Source organism: Janthinobacterium lividum, from assembly GCF_034424625.1.
GTDB lineage: Bacteria > Pseudomonadota > Gammaproteobacteria > Burkholderiales > Burkholderiaceae_D > Janthinobacterium > Janthinobacterium lividum.
Map to the genome: position 1 here is coordinate 5,685,896 of NZ_CP139976.1, position 17,288 is coordinate 5,703,183.

At 64.7% G+C, this 17,288-nt stretch carries 19 protein-coding genes; 8 read left to right on the forward strand and 11 right to left on the reverse strand.

Annotated elements, in window-relative coordinates:
* The first annotated feature begins 35 nt into the window (after positions 1–35).
* On the forward strand, positions 36–959 hold the full coding sequence (locus tag U0004_RS25685) for a M48 family metallopeptidase (RefSeq protein ID WP_099389016.1): 924 nt from the start codon (positions 36–38) through the stop codon (positions 957–959).
* A gap of 123 nt (positions 960–1,082) precedes the next feature.
* Here U0004_RS25685 and waaA read toward each other — a convergent pair whose 3' ends face one another.
* The 5 genes from waaA to U0004_RS25710 all read right to left on the reverse strand — a co-directional run bounded on the left by waaA (position 1,083) and on the right by U0004_RS25710 (position 5,524).
* Positions 1,083–2,357, reverse strand: a complete 1,275-nt coding sequence (gene waaA / locus U0004_RS25690; RefSeq protein ID WP_070255898.1) for a lipid IV(A) 3-deoxy-D-manno-octulosonic acid transferase — start codon at positions 2,355–2,357, stop codon at positions 1,083–1,085.
* An 18-nt stretch (positions 2,358–2,375) separates the two neighbouring features.
* A complete protein-coding gene (gene waaC / locus U0004_RS25695; protein WP_070255901.1) occupies positions 2,376–3,398 on the reverse strand; it encodes a lipopolysaccharide heptosyltransferase I in 1,023 nt (340 codons plus the stop codon).
* Between the two features lie 4 nt (positions 3,399–3,402).
* A complete protein-coding gene (locus U0004_RS25700; RefSeq protein WP_070255903.1) occupies positions 3,403–4,785 on the reverse strand; it encodes a phosphomannomutase/phosphoglucomutase in 1,383 nt (460 codons plus the stop codon).
* A gap of 92 nt (positions 4,786–4,877) precedes the next feature.
* Entirely contained in the window at positions 4,878–5,171 is a 294-nt protein-coding gene (locus U0004_RS25705) for an H-NS histone family protein (protein ID WP_327076246.1), read from the reverse strand.
* 107 nt (positions 5,172–5,278) lie between these two features.
* On the reverse strand, positions 5,279–5,524 hold the full coding sequence (locus U0004_RS25710; protein ID WP_139144126.1) for a hypothetical protein: 246 nt from the start codon (positions 5,522–5,524) through the stop codon (positions 5,279–5,281).
* 118 nt (positions 5,525–5,642) lie between these two features.
* Here U0004_RS25710 and U0004_RS25715 point away from each other — a divergent pair, with 118 nt between their 5' ends.
* From U0004_RS25715 to U0004_RS25745, 7 genes are all read left to right on the forward strand, one after another.
* On the forward strand, positions 5,643–6,482 hold the full coding sequence (locus U0004_RS25715) for a symmetrical bis(5'-nucleosyl)-tetraphosphatase (protein ID WP_070255909.1): 840 nt from the start codon (positions 5,643–5,645) through the stop codon (positions 6,480–6,482).
* 107 nt (positions 6,483–6,589) lie between these two features.
* Positions 6,590–7,510 carry an AraC family transcriptional regulator gene (locus U0004_RS25720; protein WP_070255911.1) on the forward strand — a complete coding sequence of 307 codons (921 nt, stop codon included), beginning with the start codon at positions 6,590–6,592 and terminating at the stop codon, positions 7,508–7,510.
* 118 nt (positions 7,511–7,628) lie between these two features.
* Positions 7,629–8,183 (forward strand): carboxymuconolactone decarboxylase family protein, encoded by a 555-nt coding sequence (locus U0004_RS25725; RefSeq protein ID WP_034780208.1) that lies wholly within the window; start codon positions 7,629–7,631, stop codon positions 8,181–8,183.
* Position 8,184: 1 nt separating this feature from the next.
* Positions 8,185–9,270, forward strand: a complete 1,086-nt coding sequence (locus U0004_RS25730) for an acyl-CoA dehydrogenase family protein (RefSeq protein WP_070255914.1) — start codon at positions 8,185–8,187, stop codon at positions 9,268–9,270.
* On the forward strand, positions 9,267–10,067 hold the full coding sequence (locus U0004_RS25735; RefSeq protein ID WP_034780212.1) for an ABC transporter ATP-binding protein: 801 nt from the start codon (positions 9,267–9,269) through the stop codon (positions 10,065–10,067). Before U0004_RS25730 ends, U0004_RS25735 begins: the two co-directional genes overlap by 4 nt.
* 17 nt (positions 10,068–10,084) lie before the next feature.
* On the forward strand, positions 10,085–11,329 hold the full coding sequence (locus U0004_RS25740) for an ABC transporter substrate-binding protein (protein ID WP_070255916.1): 1,245 nt from the start codon (positions 10,085–10,087) through the stop codon (positions 11,327–11,329).
* A 2-nt stretch (positions 11,330–11,331) separates the two neighbouring features.
* Positions 11,332–12,096, forward strand: a complete 765-nt coding sequence (locus U0004_RS25745) for an ABC transporter permease (RefSeq protein WP_034780216.1) — start codon at positions 11,332–11,334, stop codon at positions 12,094–12,096.
* Here the strand turns inward: U0004_RS25745 and U0004_RS25750 are convergent.
* The 6 genes from U0004_RS25750 to U0004_RS25775 form a co-directional block, all read right to left on the reverse strand.
* Entirely contained in the window at positions 12,093–12,839 is a 747-nt protein-coding gene (locus tag U0004_RS25750) for a lysophospholipid acyltransferase family protein (protein WP_034780218.1), read from the reverse strand. The two genes, U0004_RS25745 and U0004_RS25750, sit on opposite strands and share 4 nt — an antisense overlap.
* An 87-nt stretch (positions 12,840–12,926) precedes the next feature.
* Complete coding sequence (locus U0004_RS25755) at positions 12,927–14,228, reverse strand: dihydroorotase (RefSeq protein WP_070255919.1); 1,302 nt, start codon at positions 14,226–14,228, stop codon at positions 12,927–12,929.
* A gap of 24 nt (positions 14,229–14,252) precedes the next feature.
* Positions 14,253–15,218: an aspartate carbamoyltransferase catalytic subunit gene (locus U0004_RS25760; RefSeq protein WP_034780223.1), complete on the reverse strand. Its 966-nt coding sequence runs from the start codon at positions 15,216–15,218 to the stop codon at positions 14,253–14,255.
* On the reverse strand, positions 15,211–15,735 hold the full coding sequence (gene pyrR / locus U0004_RS25765) for a bifunctional pyr operon transcriptional regulator/uracil phosphoribosyltransferase PyrR (protein ID WP_070255920.1): 525 nt from the start codon (positions 15,733–15,735) through the stop codon (positions 15,211–15,213). The genes U0004_RS25760 and pyrR overlap by 8 nt, the downstream gene beginning before the upstream one ends.
* A gap of 39 nt (positions 15,736–15,774) precedes the next feature.
* A complete protein-coding gene (ruvX, locus tag U0004_RS25770; protein WP_070256114.1) occupies positions 15,775–16,158 on the reverse strand; it encodes a Holliday junction resolvase RuvX in 384 nt (127 codons plus the stop codon).
* Between the two features lie 165 nt (positions 16,159–16,323).
* Positions 16,324–16,926, reverse strand: a complete 603-nt coding sequence (locus U0004_RS25775; RefSeq protein ID WP_034746689.1) for a YqgE/AlgH family protein — start codon at positions 16,924–16,926, stop codon at positions 16,324–16,326.
* Positions 16,927–17,288 lie beyond the last annotated feature (362 nt).

Sequence of the window (17,288 nt, forward strand, 5' to 3'; positions counted from 1 at the left end):
GCGCGGTCATCCAGGAGCCGACACTGCGCCAGCAGATGAAGACCATCAAGGTCGGCGACCAGCAACTGGATTTGTTCGCGCATGACGTCTCGACCAGCACGCCCCCGGCGGTGCGCCCCACGGCACCGCCAGCGCCGCCCGTGGCGCCACCGGTAGTGGCGCCCGCGCCCCCCATCATTCGTCCTGCCCCGCCTCCCCTGCCTTCCCCGCCACGCACCGCCGATGGTCCGCCGCTGCGCCAGCTGCAGCTGGGCAGCCACCTCGTCGAATTCGCCCTGCGCCGCTCCACGCGCCGTTCCATCGGCTTCATGATCGACGATAACGGCTTGCGCGTCACGGCGCCCAAGCGCGTGACCCTGGCCGAAATCGACAACGCCATCCGCGCCAAGCAAGGCTGGATCGTCTCGAAGCTGCTGGAGCGGGGCGAGCGCAAGGTGCAGCGCCAGCAGCGCCCGCCCGTGGCCTGGGTCGATGGCGCCGTACTGCCCTACCTCGGCGGTGACATCACCCTGCGACTGCACCAGGCGCCGCGCCACCGCGCCAGCTTCCAGCGCGAGACGAATGAGCTGCACGTATGGGTCACGCCCACGGGCAGCGAGCAGCAATTGAAGGAAAAAGTGAAGGGCTGGTTCCAGCATGAAGCGCGCCAGCTGTTCGAGGCGCGGCTGGACCTGTATGCGGACAAGCTGGGCGTGCGCTACGACTCATTGTCGCTATCGTCGGCCGGCACGCGCTGGGGCAGCTGCACTATCGAGCGCAAGATCCGCCTGAACTGGCGTTTGATCCACTTCGCCCTGCCGCTGATCGACTACGTGGTGGCGCACGAACTGTCGCACCTGCTGGAAATGAACCACAGCCCCCGCTTCTGGGCCACCGTGGAATCGATCTATCCCGATTACGACGGCGCCAAGCAGGCGCTGAGGAAGCGCTCGCAAGAGCTGCCAGTCCTGTTCGCGTAAACAACATTGTTGGCGTCGCCTGTCGGATTACGCGCAAGCGCTAATCCGACCTACCTCGATCACGGCAGTAGGTCGGATTAGGCCGCAGGCCGTAATCCGACAACATTGTTGGCCGTGCATCCATCACGGCAACAGGGGCTGGATGGCCGCTATCGTGCGCGGCGTGGCGCCCCGGTGCTGGTTGGCAAACGCCAGCGCTTTTTCTCCCATAACCGCCAGGCGCGCGGGATCCTGCAGCAGGGCCGACGCCTGCGCCATCAGCGCATCGGCGTCTGCCACCAGCGCGGCGCCGCCGGCGGCAATCGCCTGCTCGGTCACCAGCGCAAAATTGAAGGTGTGGGGACCGATCAGCACGGGCTTGCCCAGGGCTGCCGGCTCGATCAGGTTTTGCCCGCCCAGCGGCAGCAGGCTGCCGCCGACGAAAGCGCAATCGCAGGCTGCATAGTACGCAAACATCTCGCCCATCGAATCGCCCAGCAGCACCTGCGTGGCTGCCGCAACGGCATCGCCCTGCGCCAGGCCGGACCTGCGCTGCACGGCCAGGCCCTGCGCCGCGATCAGTTTTTCCACTTCGTCGAAGCGCTGCGGATGGCGCGGCACGATCAGCAGCAGCGCATTCGCGGGCAAGCTGGCTCGGGCATAGGCATCGAGGATCAGCGGCTCTTCCCCTTCGCGCGTGCTGGCGCACAGCAGCACGGGACGTGCGCCGATGGCTGCGCGCAGCGCCGCCCCCGTCGCCAGCGCCGCCTCGGGCACGACGACGTCGAACTTGATGCTGCCCGTGACGACCACGTCACGCACGCCCAGCTGGCGCACGCGATCGGCGTCGTCCTGCGTCTGCGCCGCCACCAGGGTGATGCCGCGCGCCGCATCGGTGATGAGCTTACCCAGGCGCTGCGCCTTGCCCAGCGAGCGCTGCGACAATCGCGCATTGGCCAGCACCACGGGCACTTTGTAGCGATTGCATTGGTGAATCAGATTCGGCCACACTTCCGTCTCCATCAGGATGCAGATGCGCGGCGCGAAATGGCGGATGAAGCGGGCCGGCATGGCGCCCGTGTCATACGGCAGATAGCTTTGCACGAGACGCGTGCCGTGTTTGGCGAACAGGGACTTGCCCGTGGCGCGCCCCGTCGGCGTCATGTGCGTGAGGACGATGCGGCAAGCGGGCCATGCGGCCAGCAGCGCATCGATCAGCGGCTCGGCCGCGCGCGTCTCGCCGACGGAAACGGCGTGCAGCCAGATGGTGTCCATGGCAGGGGCTGGCTGGCGCCCGTAAAAGCCCAGGCGCTCGCCCAAGTGCTGGCGGTAGCCGGGTTCCTGGCGTCCGCGCAGCCACAGCCGCGCCAGCACCAGTGGCAAGGCCAGCCACCAGGCAAGGGTATATAGAAGTCGCATGATTGTTTGATGTTGAAGTCAGGCGGGAGGATAGTCGGCCAGCAGGCGCTGCGCCGCGGCCAGCACTTCCGGCACGCCGGGCGGCGCGCCCTTGTCGCCCAGATTGATGATTTTCGGCGACCAGTTGCCTTCCGTTTTCCACAGCGGCGAATCGGCATAGATTTCCACCGTCGGACGCACAAAGGCGGCGGCGATATGCGTCAAGCCCGTGTCGACGCCGATCACCAGCGCCGCGTGGCGCGCCAGCAGGGTGGCGTCGCCCATCGACAGCTTAGGCAGCACGCGCGCATTCGGCAAGCCGGCCGCCACTTGTTCGGCTTCCGCCTTTTCCTTGGGCGAACCCCAGGGCAGCAGAATCGGCATGGGCGCGAGCGCCTGGCCCAGGGCGATCCAGTTTTCCGGTGCCCATTTCTTGGCGTCGCGCGCCGTGCCGTGGAAATACACGCAGTAAGGCGCCTCGCCCATCCAGTCCGGGCGCGGCTCGCTGCCTGATACTTCCGGCAAGCCGAAATCAGCCGGCGTGTCGACCGTGTAGCCGAGTGCCGCGGCAGCCACCAGGCGGCCCCGCGCTACCGCATGCGTGCGCGGGTCGAGGGGAATGCTTTTCGTGTGAAACAGGCGCGAGATGCCTTCATAGCCGGAACCTTCGCTGCCATTGGCCAGGCCGACTTTCTGTCCGCCCGGCGCCAGGCGCGCGGCGCCCATGATGATGCCCGTCTTGAGCAAGCCCTGGGTATCGAACACATAATCGTAGCGCGTCTGCCGCAGGCTGCGGAAGAAGGCGGCGATTTCCGCGCGCGTCTCTTTCTTGCCCAGGCTCTTGCGCCAGCGCCGCAGCGCAAACGGGAAGATGGTAGCCACGCGCGGGTTCAGGCGCACCAGGCTGGTATAGCCCTCCTCGACCACCCAGTCGATGGTCGCGTTCGGGAAATGGCGGGCGATGTCCGCCACCATCGGCAAGTTATGCAGCACGTCGCCCAGCGAAGATACCCGCACCAGCAGGATTTTCAAGGGCGCCTGTGCGCCAGGTTGACCGGCCATGCTGTCAGAACGGCAGGACAGCGTCTGGCTTGGCCGCCAGGATCACGCTCTTGAACTGCCCCTGGATGCGCGCCAGGGCTTCCGGCGTTTCCGCTTCGAAGCGCATGACGATCACCGGCGTGGTGTTCGACGAGCGGGCCAGGCCGAAGCCGTCCGCGTATTCCACGCGCAAGCCGTCGATGGTGATGATCTGTTCATTGCCGGGGAAGACAGCGTCGCGGCGCAGCATGTCCATCAGCGCGACGTTCTCGCCCTCCTTCAGTTCCAGGTGCAGTTCCGGCGTGCTGTCGGACTGCGGCAGGGAATTGAGCAGGCTTGACGGATCCGCTTCGCGCGTGAGGATTTCCAGCAGGCGCGCAGCCGAATACAGGCCGTCGTCGAAACCGTACCAGCGGTCCTTGAAGAAGATGTGGCCGCTCATTTCGCCGCCCAGCGGCGCGCCCGTTTCACGCAACTTGGCTTTCACCAGCGAGTGGCCCGTCTTGTACATCAGCGGCACGCCGCCATGCTTGCTGATCCACGGCGCCAGGTGGCGCGTGCATTTCACGTCATACAAAATCTGCGCACCCGGATGACGGGTCAGCACGTCGGCGGCAAACAGCATCATCTGGCGGTCAGGGTAGATGATCTGGCCATCCTTGGTGACCACGCCCAGGCGGTCGCCGTCGCCGTCGAAGGCGATGCCGATTTCGGCATCCGTCTCGGCCAGGCAGCGGATCAGGTCTTGCAGGTTTTCCGGATGCGCCGGGTCCGGGTGGTGGTTCGGGAAATTGCCATCGACTTCGCAGAACAGTTCGATGACTTTGCAGCCCATGCCGCGGAACAGGTCGCCCGCGAATGCGCCGGCCACGCCATTGCCGCAGTCGACGGCGATCTTGATCGGGCGCGCCAGCTTGACGTCGCCCAGGATGCGCTCCAGGTAGGCGGCGCGGATATCGTGCGTGGCATAGCTGCCCGGCGTGCTGCTGGCGCTGCCGTCGTGCGCGACGATGCTGTGGTACAGGGCCTGGATCGCTTCGCCGTGAATGGCTTCACCGGCCAGCACCATCTTGAAGCCGTTGTAGTCGGGCGGATTGTGGCTGCCCGTGACCATGATGCCGGAGCGCGTGTCGAGCACATTCGTGCCGAAATAAACCATCGGCGTAGCCACCACGCCCAGGTCGATCACATCGATGCCTGCCGCTTGCAAGCCCTGCGCCAGCGCTGCCGTCAATTCCGGTCCCGACAGGCGGCCATCGCGGCCGATCACGACCCGCTGCTCGCCCTTGGCCAGGGCCGCCTGGCCAAATGCCTGACCGATCTTGTGCGCCACGCTGGCATCGAGGGTTTTAGCGATGATGCCGCGGATATCGTAGGCCTTGAAGATCGTTCTGGACAATGGAAGCATGGTGTGGGCGGTATAAGTAAGGGAATAGTGTGGTGCCTGGCAAGGTGCAGCGCGCGGCTGACAGCTTGCTACTGCGCCAAGAGTATACCAAATTATACGCGCAGCAGATCGATCGACTTGCCCGATTCCACCCACTGCTTGACCCACAGCGGCTGGCGACCACGGCCTGTCCATTGCTCGGTCGCATTGTCAGGGTGGCGGTAACGCACCGCGACCTTGCCCGTGCGCGGGTGCAAACCATCGAGTATCAGCTGTTTCAGCGGAATGCCCGCCTGCTGCGCGATGGCCATGATCTGTTCGCGCGCCTTGTTCAAGTCTTCGCGCTCGCGGCCGTTCAATTCCTGCCTCACATTATCTTCCAGCTTGCGCAATTCCAGCATTGTCATCGTTGACAGATCCATCCGGTACATCCTTTACATTAATTTAAATAATAAAATCACGTGAAATATACTACATTGTATAAACAGCTGCGCACCGTTGCATAATCCATCAACTATTGAATCACGGCCATCAGCGTATTTATCTGCTCAACATTAAGATTCAATGAAGAATATGCCGAAAGCACGCGTAAAAAATAAATAAACAAGGATGCGTGGCATTCCGGAATGGCTGCGCATGCCGCTTGCAAGGCTGGCATGGCGCATGCCATCCATGCCGATAAACGCGCTGGCCGATTATTATCGATGTACGGCAGCGGGAAATGCAGCCCTATTAAATCCCCATGCGGCATAATCGGCATCCGCTTTTTCCTTCCCTCCGGCCATGCGCGCAATTGCTCGCAGACCCGCAATGTCCCCAACGCCAAAGGACTGGCATGCTTATAATGCAGGCGCGTAGTTCACTTCACCCCGGCACATATGAAAACTTACTTTATCGGCGATCTGCAAGGCTGCCACGCACAAACCGTCGAGCTGATCGAACGGATCCAGGCGGCAGCGGATGGCCCCTACCGCCTGCTGTTCGCGGGCGACCTGATCAATCGCGGCCCCGCATCGCTGGCCACCCTGCGCCACGTGCATGCGCTGGCGCGGCAGGGCCTGGCCGACAGCGTCCTGGGCAACCATGACTTGCACCTGCTGGCCGTGGCCAACGGCATCCGCCCCAAGCATGCGTCCGATACGCTGGCCGAGATCCTCGATGCGCCCGACCGCGAGGAATTGCTCGCCTGGCTGCGCCAGCGGCCACTGGCACTGGAACACGACGGCCATGTGCTCGTGCATGCGGGCTTGCTGCCGCAATGGAGCGCTGCCCAGGCCCTGTCGCTGAGCGGGGAAGTGTCCGCCATGCTGCGCAGCGACGGCTGGGTGGCGTTCCTGCGTACCATGTACGGCAACGAGCCGGCCGCCTGGCGCGACGACCTGCAGGGCGCCGACCGGCTGCGCTGCATCATCAACGCCATGACGCGGCTGCGCTTTTGCACGCCGGATGGCGTGATGGACTTCAAGATGAAGGAAAGCGGCAGCCCGCCGCCCGGCTCCGGCCTGCTGCCGTGGTTCGACGTACCCGGACGGCGCAGCGCTGGCGACACCATCGTCTTCGGCCACTGGTCGGCGCTGGGACTGCAGTTGCGACCACACCTGATTGGCCTCGATAGCGGCTGCGTGTGGGGCGGCAAACTGTCGGCCGTGTGTCTGGAAGACCGCTCGCTGCTGCAAGTCGACTGCCCTGCCTTCCAGCAGCACAGTGGCAAGCGGTAAGTGACAAGCATGGCGCGCATATGCTTAGTCGAAATCGGTCGTTGGCCTTGCCGCGCGTGGCCCTTATGATGCAACGTTTATGATGCAGCTTTTGTCTGTGCGATCCCATGCCCCCTGATACCGACAGACTGGCGCGCTGGCTGCTCGGCAGCCTGGAACTCGACACCGCCGTCCTGCATGTGGGCCAGTACTGCGGCCGCTGGCGCGCCTCCACGGCAGGCCGGGAACTGGGCAGCTTTCACCTGGTGCTCGATGGCCACTGCTATCTGCACCTCGATGGCGCGGCGCCGATTGCGCTCGGCCCGCGCGACGGCGTCTTCCTGCTGCGCGACTTGCCGCACTTTCTGAGTCCCCATAGCGACCCGCTGCAGGCGGTCAGCGCGCAAGCCATGCTGCCGCTGCAGGCGCCCACGAAACTGCCGGCGACGGCGCTGGCCTGCGGCTTCTTTCAATTTCGCGGTGCCCTCTCAGCGCTGATCGTCGACTCCTTCCCGCCATATCTGCTGATACGCGGCGACGCGCCCGCCTTCAGCGCCGCCGCCGCGCTGTTCGACCTGATCCTGGCGGAAGCGGGCGGCGATCCGGAACAACCGTCGCCGCTCATCGCGCGCCTGGTCGAACTGCTGTTCTTTTACCTGATCCGCCATGTGGCGCAGGGCGAGCAGGTGGCGGCCGGCCTGCTGTCGCTGCTGCACCAGCCCGCGTTTTCGCCGCTGCTCGAACGCATGCTCAACGCCCCCGCCGCCGACTGGTCGATCGAGAACATGGCCAAGGCAGCGTGCATGTCGCGCGCCAGCTTCTGCAAGCATTTCGCCAGCGCCAGCGGCCACTCGCCGGCCCAGTTCCTGCTCCTGCTGCGCATGAAGATCGCGGCGCGCCGGCTGCACGACGGCGTCTCCGTCGAACGCGCGGCCGAACTGGTGGGCTACCGCTCGCACGCCGCCTTTACGCGCGCCTTCAAGCGGGTCACGGGCGAGCAGCCGGGCGCCTACCGGCGCGACCAGCGCCTGCGCCAGCTGGCCAGCTGAAATCAAGGATCTCACAATCGCAGACGAACGAGCACAAAAGGGCGACGCTGACGTCTGTTGCGCACACGGCATGGCCGATATAATGGCCGGGTGACTTACCAACTTAGCAAGGTACCCCATGTCCCGTCTGACGCTGCACACTCTCGATACCGCTCCGGCCGATAGCCGTCCCTTCGTGGAAAAGGCCATCGCCAACAATGGCTTCCTGCCCAACCTGATCGGCGTGCTGGCCAATGCCCCGCTGGCCCTGGAAACCTATCTGACCGTCTCCGGCATCAATGGGCGCGCCAGCCTGAGCCTGATGGAACGCGAAGTGGTGCAAATCACGGCAGCGCGCATCCATGGCTGCGATTTCTGCATCGCCGGCCACAGCGCCATCTCGCTGAAAAAAGCGGGCCAGACACCGGACACGGTGCGCGCCCTGCAGCACGGCCAGCCGACGGGTGACATCAAACTGGATGCCGTCGCCGCCTTCGCCACGGCCGTCATCGCCACGCGCGGCGCCGTCAGCGACGCCGAATATCAAGCCTTCCTGGCCGCCGGCTACGAGGAACAGCAGGCGCTGGAAGTCGTGCTGGGCATCAGCCTGGCCACCCTGTGCAATTTCTCCAACAGCCTGGCCGGCACGCCCGTCAATCCGCAGTTGACGCCCTACCTGCCTGGCGCCGTCTGACATGGGCCGCCTCAATCACTGGCTGCACATGCATGCCGACCAGCTTGACCAATCATCGGAACTGGCTGAAACCGTTTTGCCGGCCCTCGCTGGCGACCAGCTGCTGGCTATCGGCGTGCCGCAGGCACATGGCGGCGCGGGCGGCGACGTACGCGACGCCATCGACGCCATCGCCAAAGTGGCCGAGCAATCGGTGACGGCAGCTTTTGTTTTCTGGGGCCAGCGCTGCTTCATCGAATTCCTGCTGCAAAGCGAGAACCGCGCGTTGGCCGAGCGCCGCTTGCCAGGCCTGCTGGCAGGCACGCAAGCGGGCGCCAGCGGTTTGTCGAACGCCATGAAATTCTTGTCCGGCATCGAGCAGTTGCAGATCACGGGCGCGCGCCACGATGACGGCCTGCTGGTCGACGGCGGCCTGGCCTGGGTGACGAACTTGCGCAAGGCGGGCTTTGTCGCGGCGGCCGCGGTGGCGCCGAACGATGGCGCGCCCCCCGTCATCGTCGCCTTCGACAGCGGTACGGCAGGCGTCAAGCGCAGCGAAGACCTGGACCTGATCGCCCTGCGCGGCAGCAATACGGCTTCCGTCAAGCTGGCGCAGGTGCACATTCCCGCCGCGGACATCATCAGCGACAATGCGCCAGCCTGGCTGCCGCAGGTGCGCCCATCGTTCCTCGGCATGCAGTGCGGCCTGTCGATCGGCCTGGCGCGCGCCAGCCTGGCAAAAGCGGCGCAGATTTCCGCCGGCTCGCGCAACCAGCTCACGCCCCGCATCGAAGCGCTGCAAGCCACCCTGGAAAACGCCGTCGCTACCCTGCTGGCCGGCGTGCATGATGGCCGCTTCCAGACGCAGGCGCCAGCCATGTTCCGCCTGCGCATACAGCTGGCCGACGTGCTGCAGCAGGCGCTGATGCTGGAACTGCAAGCCATGGGCGGGCGCGCCTACCTGAACGCCGAGCAGCAGGGCTTTGCCCGCCGCTGGCGCGAATCGTCGTTCATCCCCATCGTCACCCCCAGCCTGACGCAATTGCAGGCGGCCTTGCAGCTGTTCGACAGCCAGCAGGCGGCCAAGGCGGCGGGAGCCCCGGCATGACGGCAGCGGCGCAAGACTGGGCGCTGCAGGCACAGGACCTGAGCTACGCCTATCCCGGCACGGCGCCTGTGTTCCAGCACGTCTCGCTGGGCGTGCGCAAGCGTGAAATCGTCTGCCTGCTGGGCGGCAGCGGCTGCGGTAAATCGAGCCTGCTGCGCGTGCTGGCCGGCTTGCAGCCGCCATCGACGGGCGAGATCCAGTTCCTCGATGCGCCCATGCGCGAACCGGATCCGCGCAGCGCCCTCGTCTTCCAGCAGGCCAGCCTCTTGCCCTGGCTGAATGTCACGGGCAATGCCGGTTTTGGCCTGGACTTCAAGCACCAGCCGCAGCTCACGCGCGAGGCGCACCAGGCGCGCGTGGCGCAAGCCATCGAAGCGGTCGGCTTGAAGGGCCGCGAAAAACTGTACCCGTCCGCCCTGTCGGGCGGCATGGCGCAGCGCGTGGCGCTGGCCCGTGCGCTGGCGCGCGAACCGGAACTGCTGTTTGCCGATGAACCGTTTTCCGCGCTCGACGCCATCACGCGCGCCGAGATGCAGTCGCTGCTGGTCGACGTGGTGCACCGCTGGCACACGGCCGTGCTGCTCGTCACGCACGATATCGATGAAGCGATCCTCGTGGCCGACCGCATCTTGCTCATGGGCGGCAAGCCGGGCAACATCGTGCGCGAATGGCCCGTCGCCATCGCCCAGCCGCGCATCGGCCACAGCGCTGACGTGATCGCCCTCAAGATGGACATCCTCGACGCCCTGCAGGCGCTGCAAAAGCAGGATCAAACGCCCGCCTTTGCTCCCCATTAATCGACCGGAACATTCCCATGACATTCGAAGACCAAAACAAACCCCTGCACATCTGCGCCTCGTCCGATTGCGATTGCGGCCTGACGCGGCGCGACTTCCTGCGCATGTCGGCCCTGGCCACGGCCAGCGTCGCCTCGCCGCTGCTGTTCGCCGGCGACGCCATGGCCCAGCAAGGTCCGAAAGGCGACGACCAGCCCGTGAAGATCGGCTACCTGCCGATTACCGACGCCACCCCGCTGCTCGTCGCGCACGCCCGCAAGCTGTTCGAAGCGGAAGGCTTGCAGGCGGAAACGCCGCGCCTGTTCCGCAGCTGGGCGCAGATCATCGAAGCCTTCGTCGCCGGCCAGGTCAACGTCATCCACCTGCTGTCGCCGGCCACCCTGTGGGTGCGCTACGGCGCCAAGTTCCCCGCGAAAGTCGTCGCCTGGAACCACGTCAACGGTTCCGCGCTGACGGTGGCCAACGAGATCAACAAGGTCTCCGACCTGGGCGGGCGCACGGTCGCCATCCCGTTCTGGTACTCGATCCACAACATCCTGTTGCAGCAAATCCTGAGCGCCAATGGCTTGACCCCGGTCACGCGCGCGCGCAACGCAGCCATCAAATCGAATGAGGTCAATCTGATCGTGCTGGCGCCGGCCGAAATGGTCTCCGCGCTGGCCAGCAAGTCGATTGCCGGCTACATCGTGGCCGAGCCGTTCAATGCGGCGGCAGAAAACGCCGGCATCGGCAAGATCCTGCGCTTCTCGGGCGACGTGTGGAAAAACCATGCATGCTGCGTCACGTTCCTGTCCGAACGCGACATCAACACGCGTCCCGAATGGGCGCAAAAGGTCACCAACGCCATCGTCAAGGCGCAGCTGTGGACGCGCTCGAACCAGGTCGACACGGCCAAGCTGCTGTCGAACGTGGGCGAGCACCGCTACACGCCGCATCCGCTGCAAGTGCTGACGAAGGTGCTGGCCACCACCGATTACGCCAGCTATGAAAAACAGGGCCTGATCGTGCACAAGAACTGGCAGCAGCGCCGCATCGACTTCCAGCCATATCCGTTCGCCTCGTACACGGAAGAGCTGGTGCGCGCCATTGGCCGCACCAAGGTCGAAGGCGATACGCGCTTCCTGGCCAACCTCGATCCGAAGTTCGCCGCGCGCGACCTGGTCGATGACCGCTTCGTGCGCAAGGCCATCACGGCAGTCGGCGGCCCGGCCGCCTTCGGCTTGCCGGCCAACCTGCTGCGCAGCGAAACCGTGGCGGTCTGACGATGGCAAGCAAGTTGTTCACGAAGTTCGGCCTGCCCCTGGTGGGGCTGGCCTGTGCCTTGCTGCTGTGGTCCATGGGCGTGACGGCGCTGGAGAAATCCACGCCGATCGCCACCGCCTTCGCCCCCTTGCCCACGGCGCTGGCGTTCCAGGAGATGGTGGGCGGTTCGGATATCTGGCTGCACGTGGTACTGAGCCTGCAAAGGGTAGCCGTGGGCCTGGGACTGGCCATCGTCATCGGCGTGCCGCTGGGCGTGCTGGTGGCCATGTCGAAGAGCTTTTCCGGCGCGGCCATGCCGCTGTTCCAGCTGCTGCGCATGATTTCGCCGTTATCGTGGATGCCGATTGCCGTGATGGTGCTCGGTGTCGGTGACGCGCCCGTGTACTTCCTGCTGGCGTTTGCGGCCGTCTGGCCGATCCTGCTCAATACGGCGGCCGGCGTGGCGCGGCTCGATCCGAACTGGCTGCTGCTGGCGCGCAGCCTGTCGGCCACGCGCAGCGAGATCGTCTTCAAGGTGATTTTGCCGGGCATTACGGCCGATATCCTGACGGGCGTGCGCCTGGCCATCGGCATCATCTGGATCGTGCTGGTACCGGCGGAAATGCTGGGCGTGTCGGCGGGTCTCGGCTACTTCATCCTCGACACGCGCGACCGGCTCGCGTATTCGGAGCTGATGGCCGCCATCGTGCTGATCGGCATACTCGGTTTCATCCTCGACTACCTGGCCCGCGCCGCGCATGCGCGCTGGCTGCACGTGAAGAACTAAGCCGCCTGGTCCAGCGGCAGCGTGGCGGCGATAGTCGCCTGCGTTGCCGCTGCCAGTTCACGGCGGTGCGCGTCGAGCGTCGCCACTGGCGCCAGACAGGTCAGGCGCGCCGTGATGGGCGGGCCGCTCAGAATCGCCACCATGCTTTGCGCAAAACTCATCTCGCCGATGAAATCGACGGCGTGGTGCAAGGCTCCCTTGTCATCCACATACACGAGCGCGAACGGCTGCACCGGCACTTGCGCGTCGATGGCCGCCTCGAACAGGTTGGCGTGAAACGGCAGGATCTGTCCTTGCGCGGCGGTCGTGCCTTCGGGGAAGAACGCAATGCGCTCGCCCGCCGTCAATTTATCCACCAGGCCCTGGAAAATCAAACGCAGGTCGCGCTTGCTGCCGCGCGAAATGAAAATGGTGCCGGCGCGCCCCGCCAGCCAGCCCAGGATCGGCCAGGCGCGGATTTCCGCCTTGGCGACGAAACGGCAGGGGTGGACGGCATTGATGACGAAGATATCGAGCCACGAAACGTGGTTCGCCACCACCATCGCATGGTCGAGTGCCGGCACGCTGTCTGCCGGCTGCGCCACGTGCACGCCGCAGATGTCGAGCAGTTGCGTCGACCAGCGGCGGATCCGCCGGTTGCGCCCCTCCAGGTCCAGCCAGGGAAAGAGCACGGCGCTCTTGGCCATGCCGCAGCCCAGGTGAATGGCGATGCGCGCGAGGCGGTAGGTAAGCAGAAGTTTCAAATCACACCAACAAATAAACCAGAACCGAAATCCGGGAGCAGACAAGGGATGCCGGGGCAGCGCGCCCCGGTCCATGGATCTGATTTTTTAACGCTGAAACGCCACCTGTCCGGCAACGATGGTCGCCTTGACGATGCCGCTCAGCTCATAGCCGAGGAAAGGCGTGTGCTTGCCCTGGCTGGCCAGCGACGCCGACGACACGGTCCAGCGCGCGGCGGGATCGAAGACGCAGATGTCGGCCGCTTCGCCCACGGCCAGGCTGCCGGCCGGGATGCCGGCGACACGGGCCGCGTCCGCCGTGACCTTGGCCACGGCGCGCGCCAGCGGACGGGCGCCCGCTTGCGGCTGCGCCAGCGCATAGTCGTCGGCCCATTTCAGGGCCAGCGACAGCAGCAGCTCGAGCCCCGTGGCGCCGGGCGACGCTTCGCCGAACGGCAGCAGTTTTTCATCGTCGTCGACAGGCGTATGGTCCGAGCACATGGCGTCGACCGTGCCGTCAAACAGGCCGGCGCGGATCGCATCGCGATCGCGCTGGCTGCGGAACGGCGGCGTGACCCTCGCATTCGGGTCGAAGAAGCCGATATCGGCGTCCGTCAGGTGCACATGGTGCACGCCCACGTCGCAGGTGACGGGCAAGCCTTCGGCCTTGGCCGCGCGGATCAGTTCCAGGCCGGCCGCCGACGAGATGCGGCACAGGTGCACGCGCGCGCGGCTGGCGCGCATCAATTCGAAAATCGTGTGCAGGGCGATGGTTTCGGACATCACGGGCACGCCGGACAGCCCCAGGCGCGACGCCAGCGGGCCGCTGTGGGCGATGCCGCCGCGGCCGATATGCGGATCCTGCGGGCGCAGCCAGACGGTGTAGCCGAAGGTGTTCGCATACTGCATGGCGCGCAGCAGCACGGTGGTGTCTTCGATCGGCTCTTCCGCCTGCGCGAAGCCGATGCAGCCCGCTTCCGTCAGTTCCGCCATTTCCGTCAGCGACTTGCCCTTCAAGCCCATGGTCAGTGCGCCCAGCGGATGCACGTGGGCCTTGTTCTGCGTCTTGGCGCGGTATTTCAGCATCTCCACCAGGCCCGGCTCGTCCAGCACGGGGTCGGTGTCGGGCGGGCATACCAGGCTCGTGACGCCGCCTTGGAGAGCTGCCTGCAATTCCGATTCCAGGGTCGCCTTGTATTCGTAGCCCGGCTCGCGCAGGCGCGCGGACAGGTCGACCAGGCCGGGGGAAACCACCAGGCCGGCCGCGTCAAACGTGGTGTCGGCCTTGAAACCGGCCGGGGCGCTGCCCACGGCCAGCACCTTGCCGTCGGCGATAAACAGGTCTTGCAAGCCATCGATGCCGTTGGCAGGGTCGATCAGGTGGCCGTTCTTGATATGTAGTGTCGTCATGCTCGCTTACTCGTCCTTGGGCTATCAGCCCTGATTACCAGCCAAAATACTCATCACCGCCATGCGCACGGCGATACCGAAGGTCACCTGCGGCAGGATCACCGCCTGCGGACCGTCGGCCACGGCCGAATCGATTTCCACGCCGCGGTTCATCGGGCCCGGATGCATGACGATGGCGTCCGGTTTCGCCAGCGCCAGGCGCTCGGGCGTGAGGCCGTAGCTCTTGAAGTATTCCTGCGCCGATGGCAGCAGCGCGCCGCTCATGCGTTCATTTTGCAGGCGCAGCATGATGATCACGTCGACGCCCTTGAGGCCTTCATCCATGTTGGTGAAGGTGCGCACGCCCATCTGCTCCAGGCCGCCCGGCAGCAGGGTGTGCGGACCGATGGCGCGCACTTCCGGCACGCCCAGCGTGGTCAGCGCGTGGATGTCGGAACGGGCCACGCGGCTGTGCAGGATGTCGCCCACGATGGCCACCGTCAAGTTGGTGAAATCCTTCTTGTAATGGCGGATCGTGTACATGTCGAGCAAGCCCTGGGTCGGGTGCGCATGGCGTCCGTCGCCCGCGTTGACAACATGGACGTGCGGCTGCCTGGTGTCGATCAGGTGCTTGGCGATCAGGTAGGGCGCACCCGACTGCGCGTGGCGCACGACGAACATGTCGGCATGCATGGCCGACAGGTTGTCGATCGTGTCGAGCAGGGACTCGCCCTTGCTGGCCGACGACGCCTGGATGTTCAGGTTGATGACGTCGGCCGACAGCCGCTTCGAGGCGATCTCGAAGGTGGTGCGGGTGCGCGTGGAGTTTTCAAAGAACAGGTTGAAAACGCTCTTGCCGCGCATCAGCGGCACCTTTTTCACATCGCGGTCGGAGATGCCGACGAACGAGGAAGCGGTATCGAGGATGTGGTTGACGATAGACTTCGGCAAGCCTTCGATCGTCAGCAGATGTTGCAGTTCGCCGTGTTTATTCAGTTGCGGATTAAGCATGGTGGGTATCTATGGTGAGCGTGAATTTTCCATCGTCGGCTTGCTTCAGGACCAGGGCCTGGCCCGGCGGCACGGCTGTGAAGGCGGCCACGAAATCGGCGGCCACCGGCAACTGGCGCTCGCCGCGGTCGACCAGGGCGGCCAGCATGATCTTCGCCGGGCGGCCATAGTCGAACAATTCGTTGATGGCCGCGCGCGTGGTGCGGCCCGTGTACAGCACGTCGTCGACCAGCAGGATGGTGGCGCCGGCCACGTCAAAACTGATCTGCGTCGGCTTGACGTCCGCATGCAGGCCCTTCTGCGCAAAGTCGTCGCGGTAGAACGAGACATCGAGCACACCCAGGCGGTCGACCAGGTTCAGGTCGCGCGCCAGGCGTTCGGCCAGCCAGGCACCGCCCGAATGGATACCGACGATGGCCACGTTGGGGATGCCCGCCAGGCCGCTCTGCACTTGCTGCAGCAAGACCGCGTACAGGGCCTCGGCGTCGAGTTGGGAAGGATTCGTAGGATGCGGCATAGAGTTCTTGATCATTCAGGGAGGAAGTCTAGGGTCAGATTAATAATTCGCGTCGAAATACTGTTGCAGGATGATGGCGGCGGCGCGGTCGTCGATGACTTCACCGCGCTTGGCGGCGATGACGGCCGAGGAGTAACGCTCATCGACCAGTTCCACCGGCAGGTTGAAGCGGCCATGCACCTGGTTGGCGAAACGGCGGCAGCGCGCGCTCATCTCGTGTTCCGTGCCATCGGGATGGCTGGGCAAGCCCACCACGATGCGGCTGGCGCCCCACTCCCTGATCAGGCTATCGATGGCGGCAAACTTCGGCTCGTTCGCCGTGGCCGTGATCACGCTGAGCGGCTTGGCCTGGCAAATCATGGTATTGCCGATGGCCACGCCGATGCGTTTCAAGCCGAAATCGAAGGCGAGGATGGTGTCGATGGCGTCACTCGTCACAGCATTTTTCCATAATAAAGATCAACATAGGTGGTGCCAGAAACCGTAGCGAGCAAGCTCAATGTCGGGTTGAGTAGCGGAGCTGTACGAAGGTACAGCGAGCAACGGATGCCCGAAAGTGGGCTGCGCAGTAGGTTTATGGCATCCACCTCATGCGTGTCCGGCCTCGCTGGCCAGCATGAGGGGGTCGATGCCCAGCAACTTGATGGCCGCCACGTAGCGCTGCTCGATGGGGAAATCGAACAGGATATCGGCCGAGGCGCCTACCGTCAGCCAGCCGTTGCGGCCGATCTCGTCTTCCAGCTGGCCCGGGCTCCAGCCCGAATAGCCGATCGAGACCAGCATGCGCTCGGGGCCATCGCCCTTGGCGACGGCTTCGAGCACGTCGATCGACGTGGTAAACGCCACTTCATCGGTCACCGTCAGCGACGAGGAATAGCGCGCGCCCGGCGTGTGCAGCACGAAGCCGCGGTCGTCCTGCACGGGGCCGCCGAACATGATCGGTTCGTTGATGATGGGCGTGTCGCTGCCGGCCGCCAGTTTCAGGTCGATGCGGTCGAACAGCACTTCCATGGTCATGTCGGTGGGCTTGTTGATGACGACGCCCAGCACGCCGTTTTCATTATGTTCACACACGTACACGACCGTGCCGCCGAAGATCGGATCTTGCATGGCCGGCATCGCAATCAGGAAATGGTTGGCCAGATTCAGGGTGGAGGAACCGGTCGCGGCCGGCTCTCCCACACCCTGCATCAGACGATGTCCTGGTAGAGTCTGGTCGATTTTACTCTTTTTCATACGCGATGCTCTCTCTGTGGGCTTGCTGGCAAGTCTCGCTTACCCCGCTATCGTACGCCTGGCACATCCTGCCGCGAATGCTGGGCGGCGGGAACCGTATTGCCAGGCGCTATTCTTGTTATGTTATAAATTAGTTATCAATTCGCTGTGCCATGCGGCGACATCCTGCACGCTGAGTGACTTGCTTGATAGGAAACGTCGCTTTCCCTGCAAGCGCATTTCAATGCCAATTGTAAAATTGATTGCAAAATCGCTGTCGCACATAAAGCACCATGAACATACCCGGTAGTTTACACTGAATTGCCGCCGCAGCGACG

Coding starts and splice junctions, on each gene's coding strand:
- U0004_RS25685 (WP_099389016.1), top strand. CDS start 36: ATGAAGACCATCAAGGTCGGCGACCAGCAACTGGATTTGTTCGCGCAT.
- waaA (WP_070255898.1), bottom strand. CDS start 2,357: ATGCGACTTCTATATACCCTTGCCTGGTGGCTGGCCTTGCCACTGGTG.
- waaC (WP_070255901.1), bottom strand. CDS start 3,398: ATGGCCGGTCAACCTGGCGCACAGGCGCCCTTGAAAATCCTGCTGGTG.
- U0004_RS25700 (WP_070255903.1), bottom strand. CDS start 4,785: ATGCTTCCATTGTCCAGAACGATCTTCAAGGCCTACGATATCCGCGGC.
- U0004_RS25705 (WP_327076246.1), bottom strand. CDS start 5,171: ATGACAATGCTGGAATTGCGCAAGCTGGAAGATAATGTGAGGCAGGAA.
- U0004_RS25710 (WP_139144126.1), bottom strand. CDS start 5,524: ATGCCGATTATGCCGCATGGGGATTTAATAGGGCTGCATTTCCCGCTG.
- U0004_RS25715 (WP_070255909.1), top strand. CDS start 5,643: ATGAAAACTTACTTTATCGGCGATCTGCAAGGCTGCCACGCACAAACC.
- U0004_RS25720 (WP_070255911.1), top strand. CDS start 6,590: ATGCCCCCTGATACCGACAGACTGGCGCGCTGGCTGCTCGGCAGCCTG.
- U0004_RS25725 (WP_034780208.1), top strand. CDS start 7,629: ATGTCCCGTCTGACGCTGCACACTCTCGATACCGCTCCGGCCGATAGC.
- U0004_RS25730 (WP_070255914.1), top strand. CDS start 8,185: ATGGGCCGCCTCAATCACTGGCTGCACATGCATGCCGACCAGCTTGAC.
- U0004_RS25735 (WP_034780212.1), top strand. CDS start 9,267: ATGACGGCAGCGGCGCAAGACTGGGCGCTGCAGGCACAGGACCTGAGC.
- U0004_RS25740 (WP_070255916.1), top strand. CDS start 10,085: ATGACATTCGAAGACCAAAACAAACCCCTGCACATCTGCGCCTCGTCC.
- U0004_RS25745 (WP_034780216.1), top strand. CDS start 11,332: ATGGCAAGCAAGTTGTTCACGAAGTTCGGCCTGCCCCTGGTGGGGCTG.
- U0004_RS25755 (WP_070255919.1), bottom strand. CDS start 14,228: ATGACGACACTACATATCAAGAACGGCCACCTGATCGACCCTGCCAAC.
- U0004_RS25760 (WP_034780223.1), bottom strand. CDS start 15,218: ATGCTTAATCCGCAACTGAATAAACACGGCGAACTGCAACATCTGCTG.
- pyrR (WP_070255920.1), bottom strand. CDS start 15,735: ATGCCGCATCCTACGAATCCTTCCCAACTCGACGCCGAGGCCCTGTAC.
- U0004_RS25775 (WP_034746689.1), bottom strand. CDS start 16,926: ATGCAGGGTGTGGGAGAGCCGGCCGCGACCGGTTCCTCCACCCTGAAT.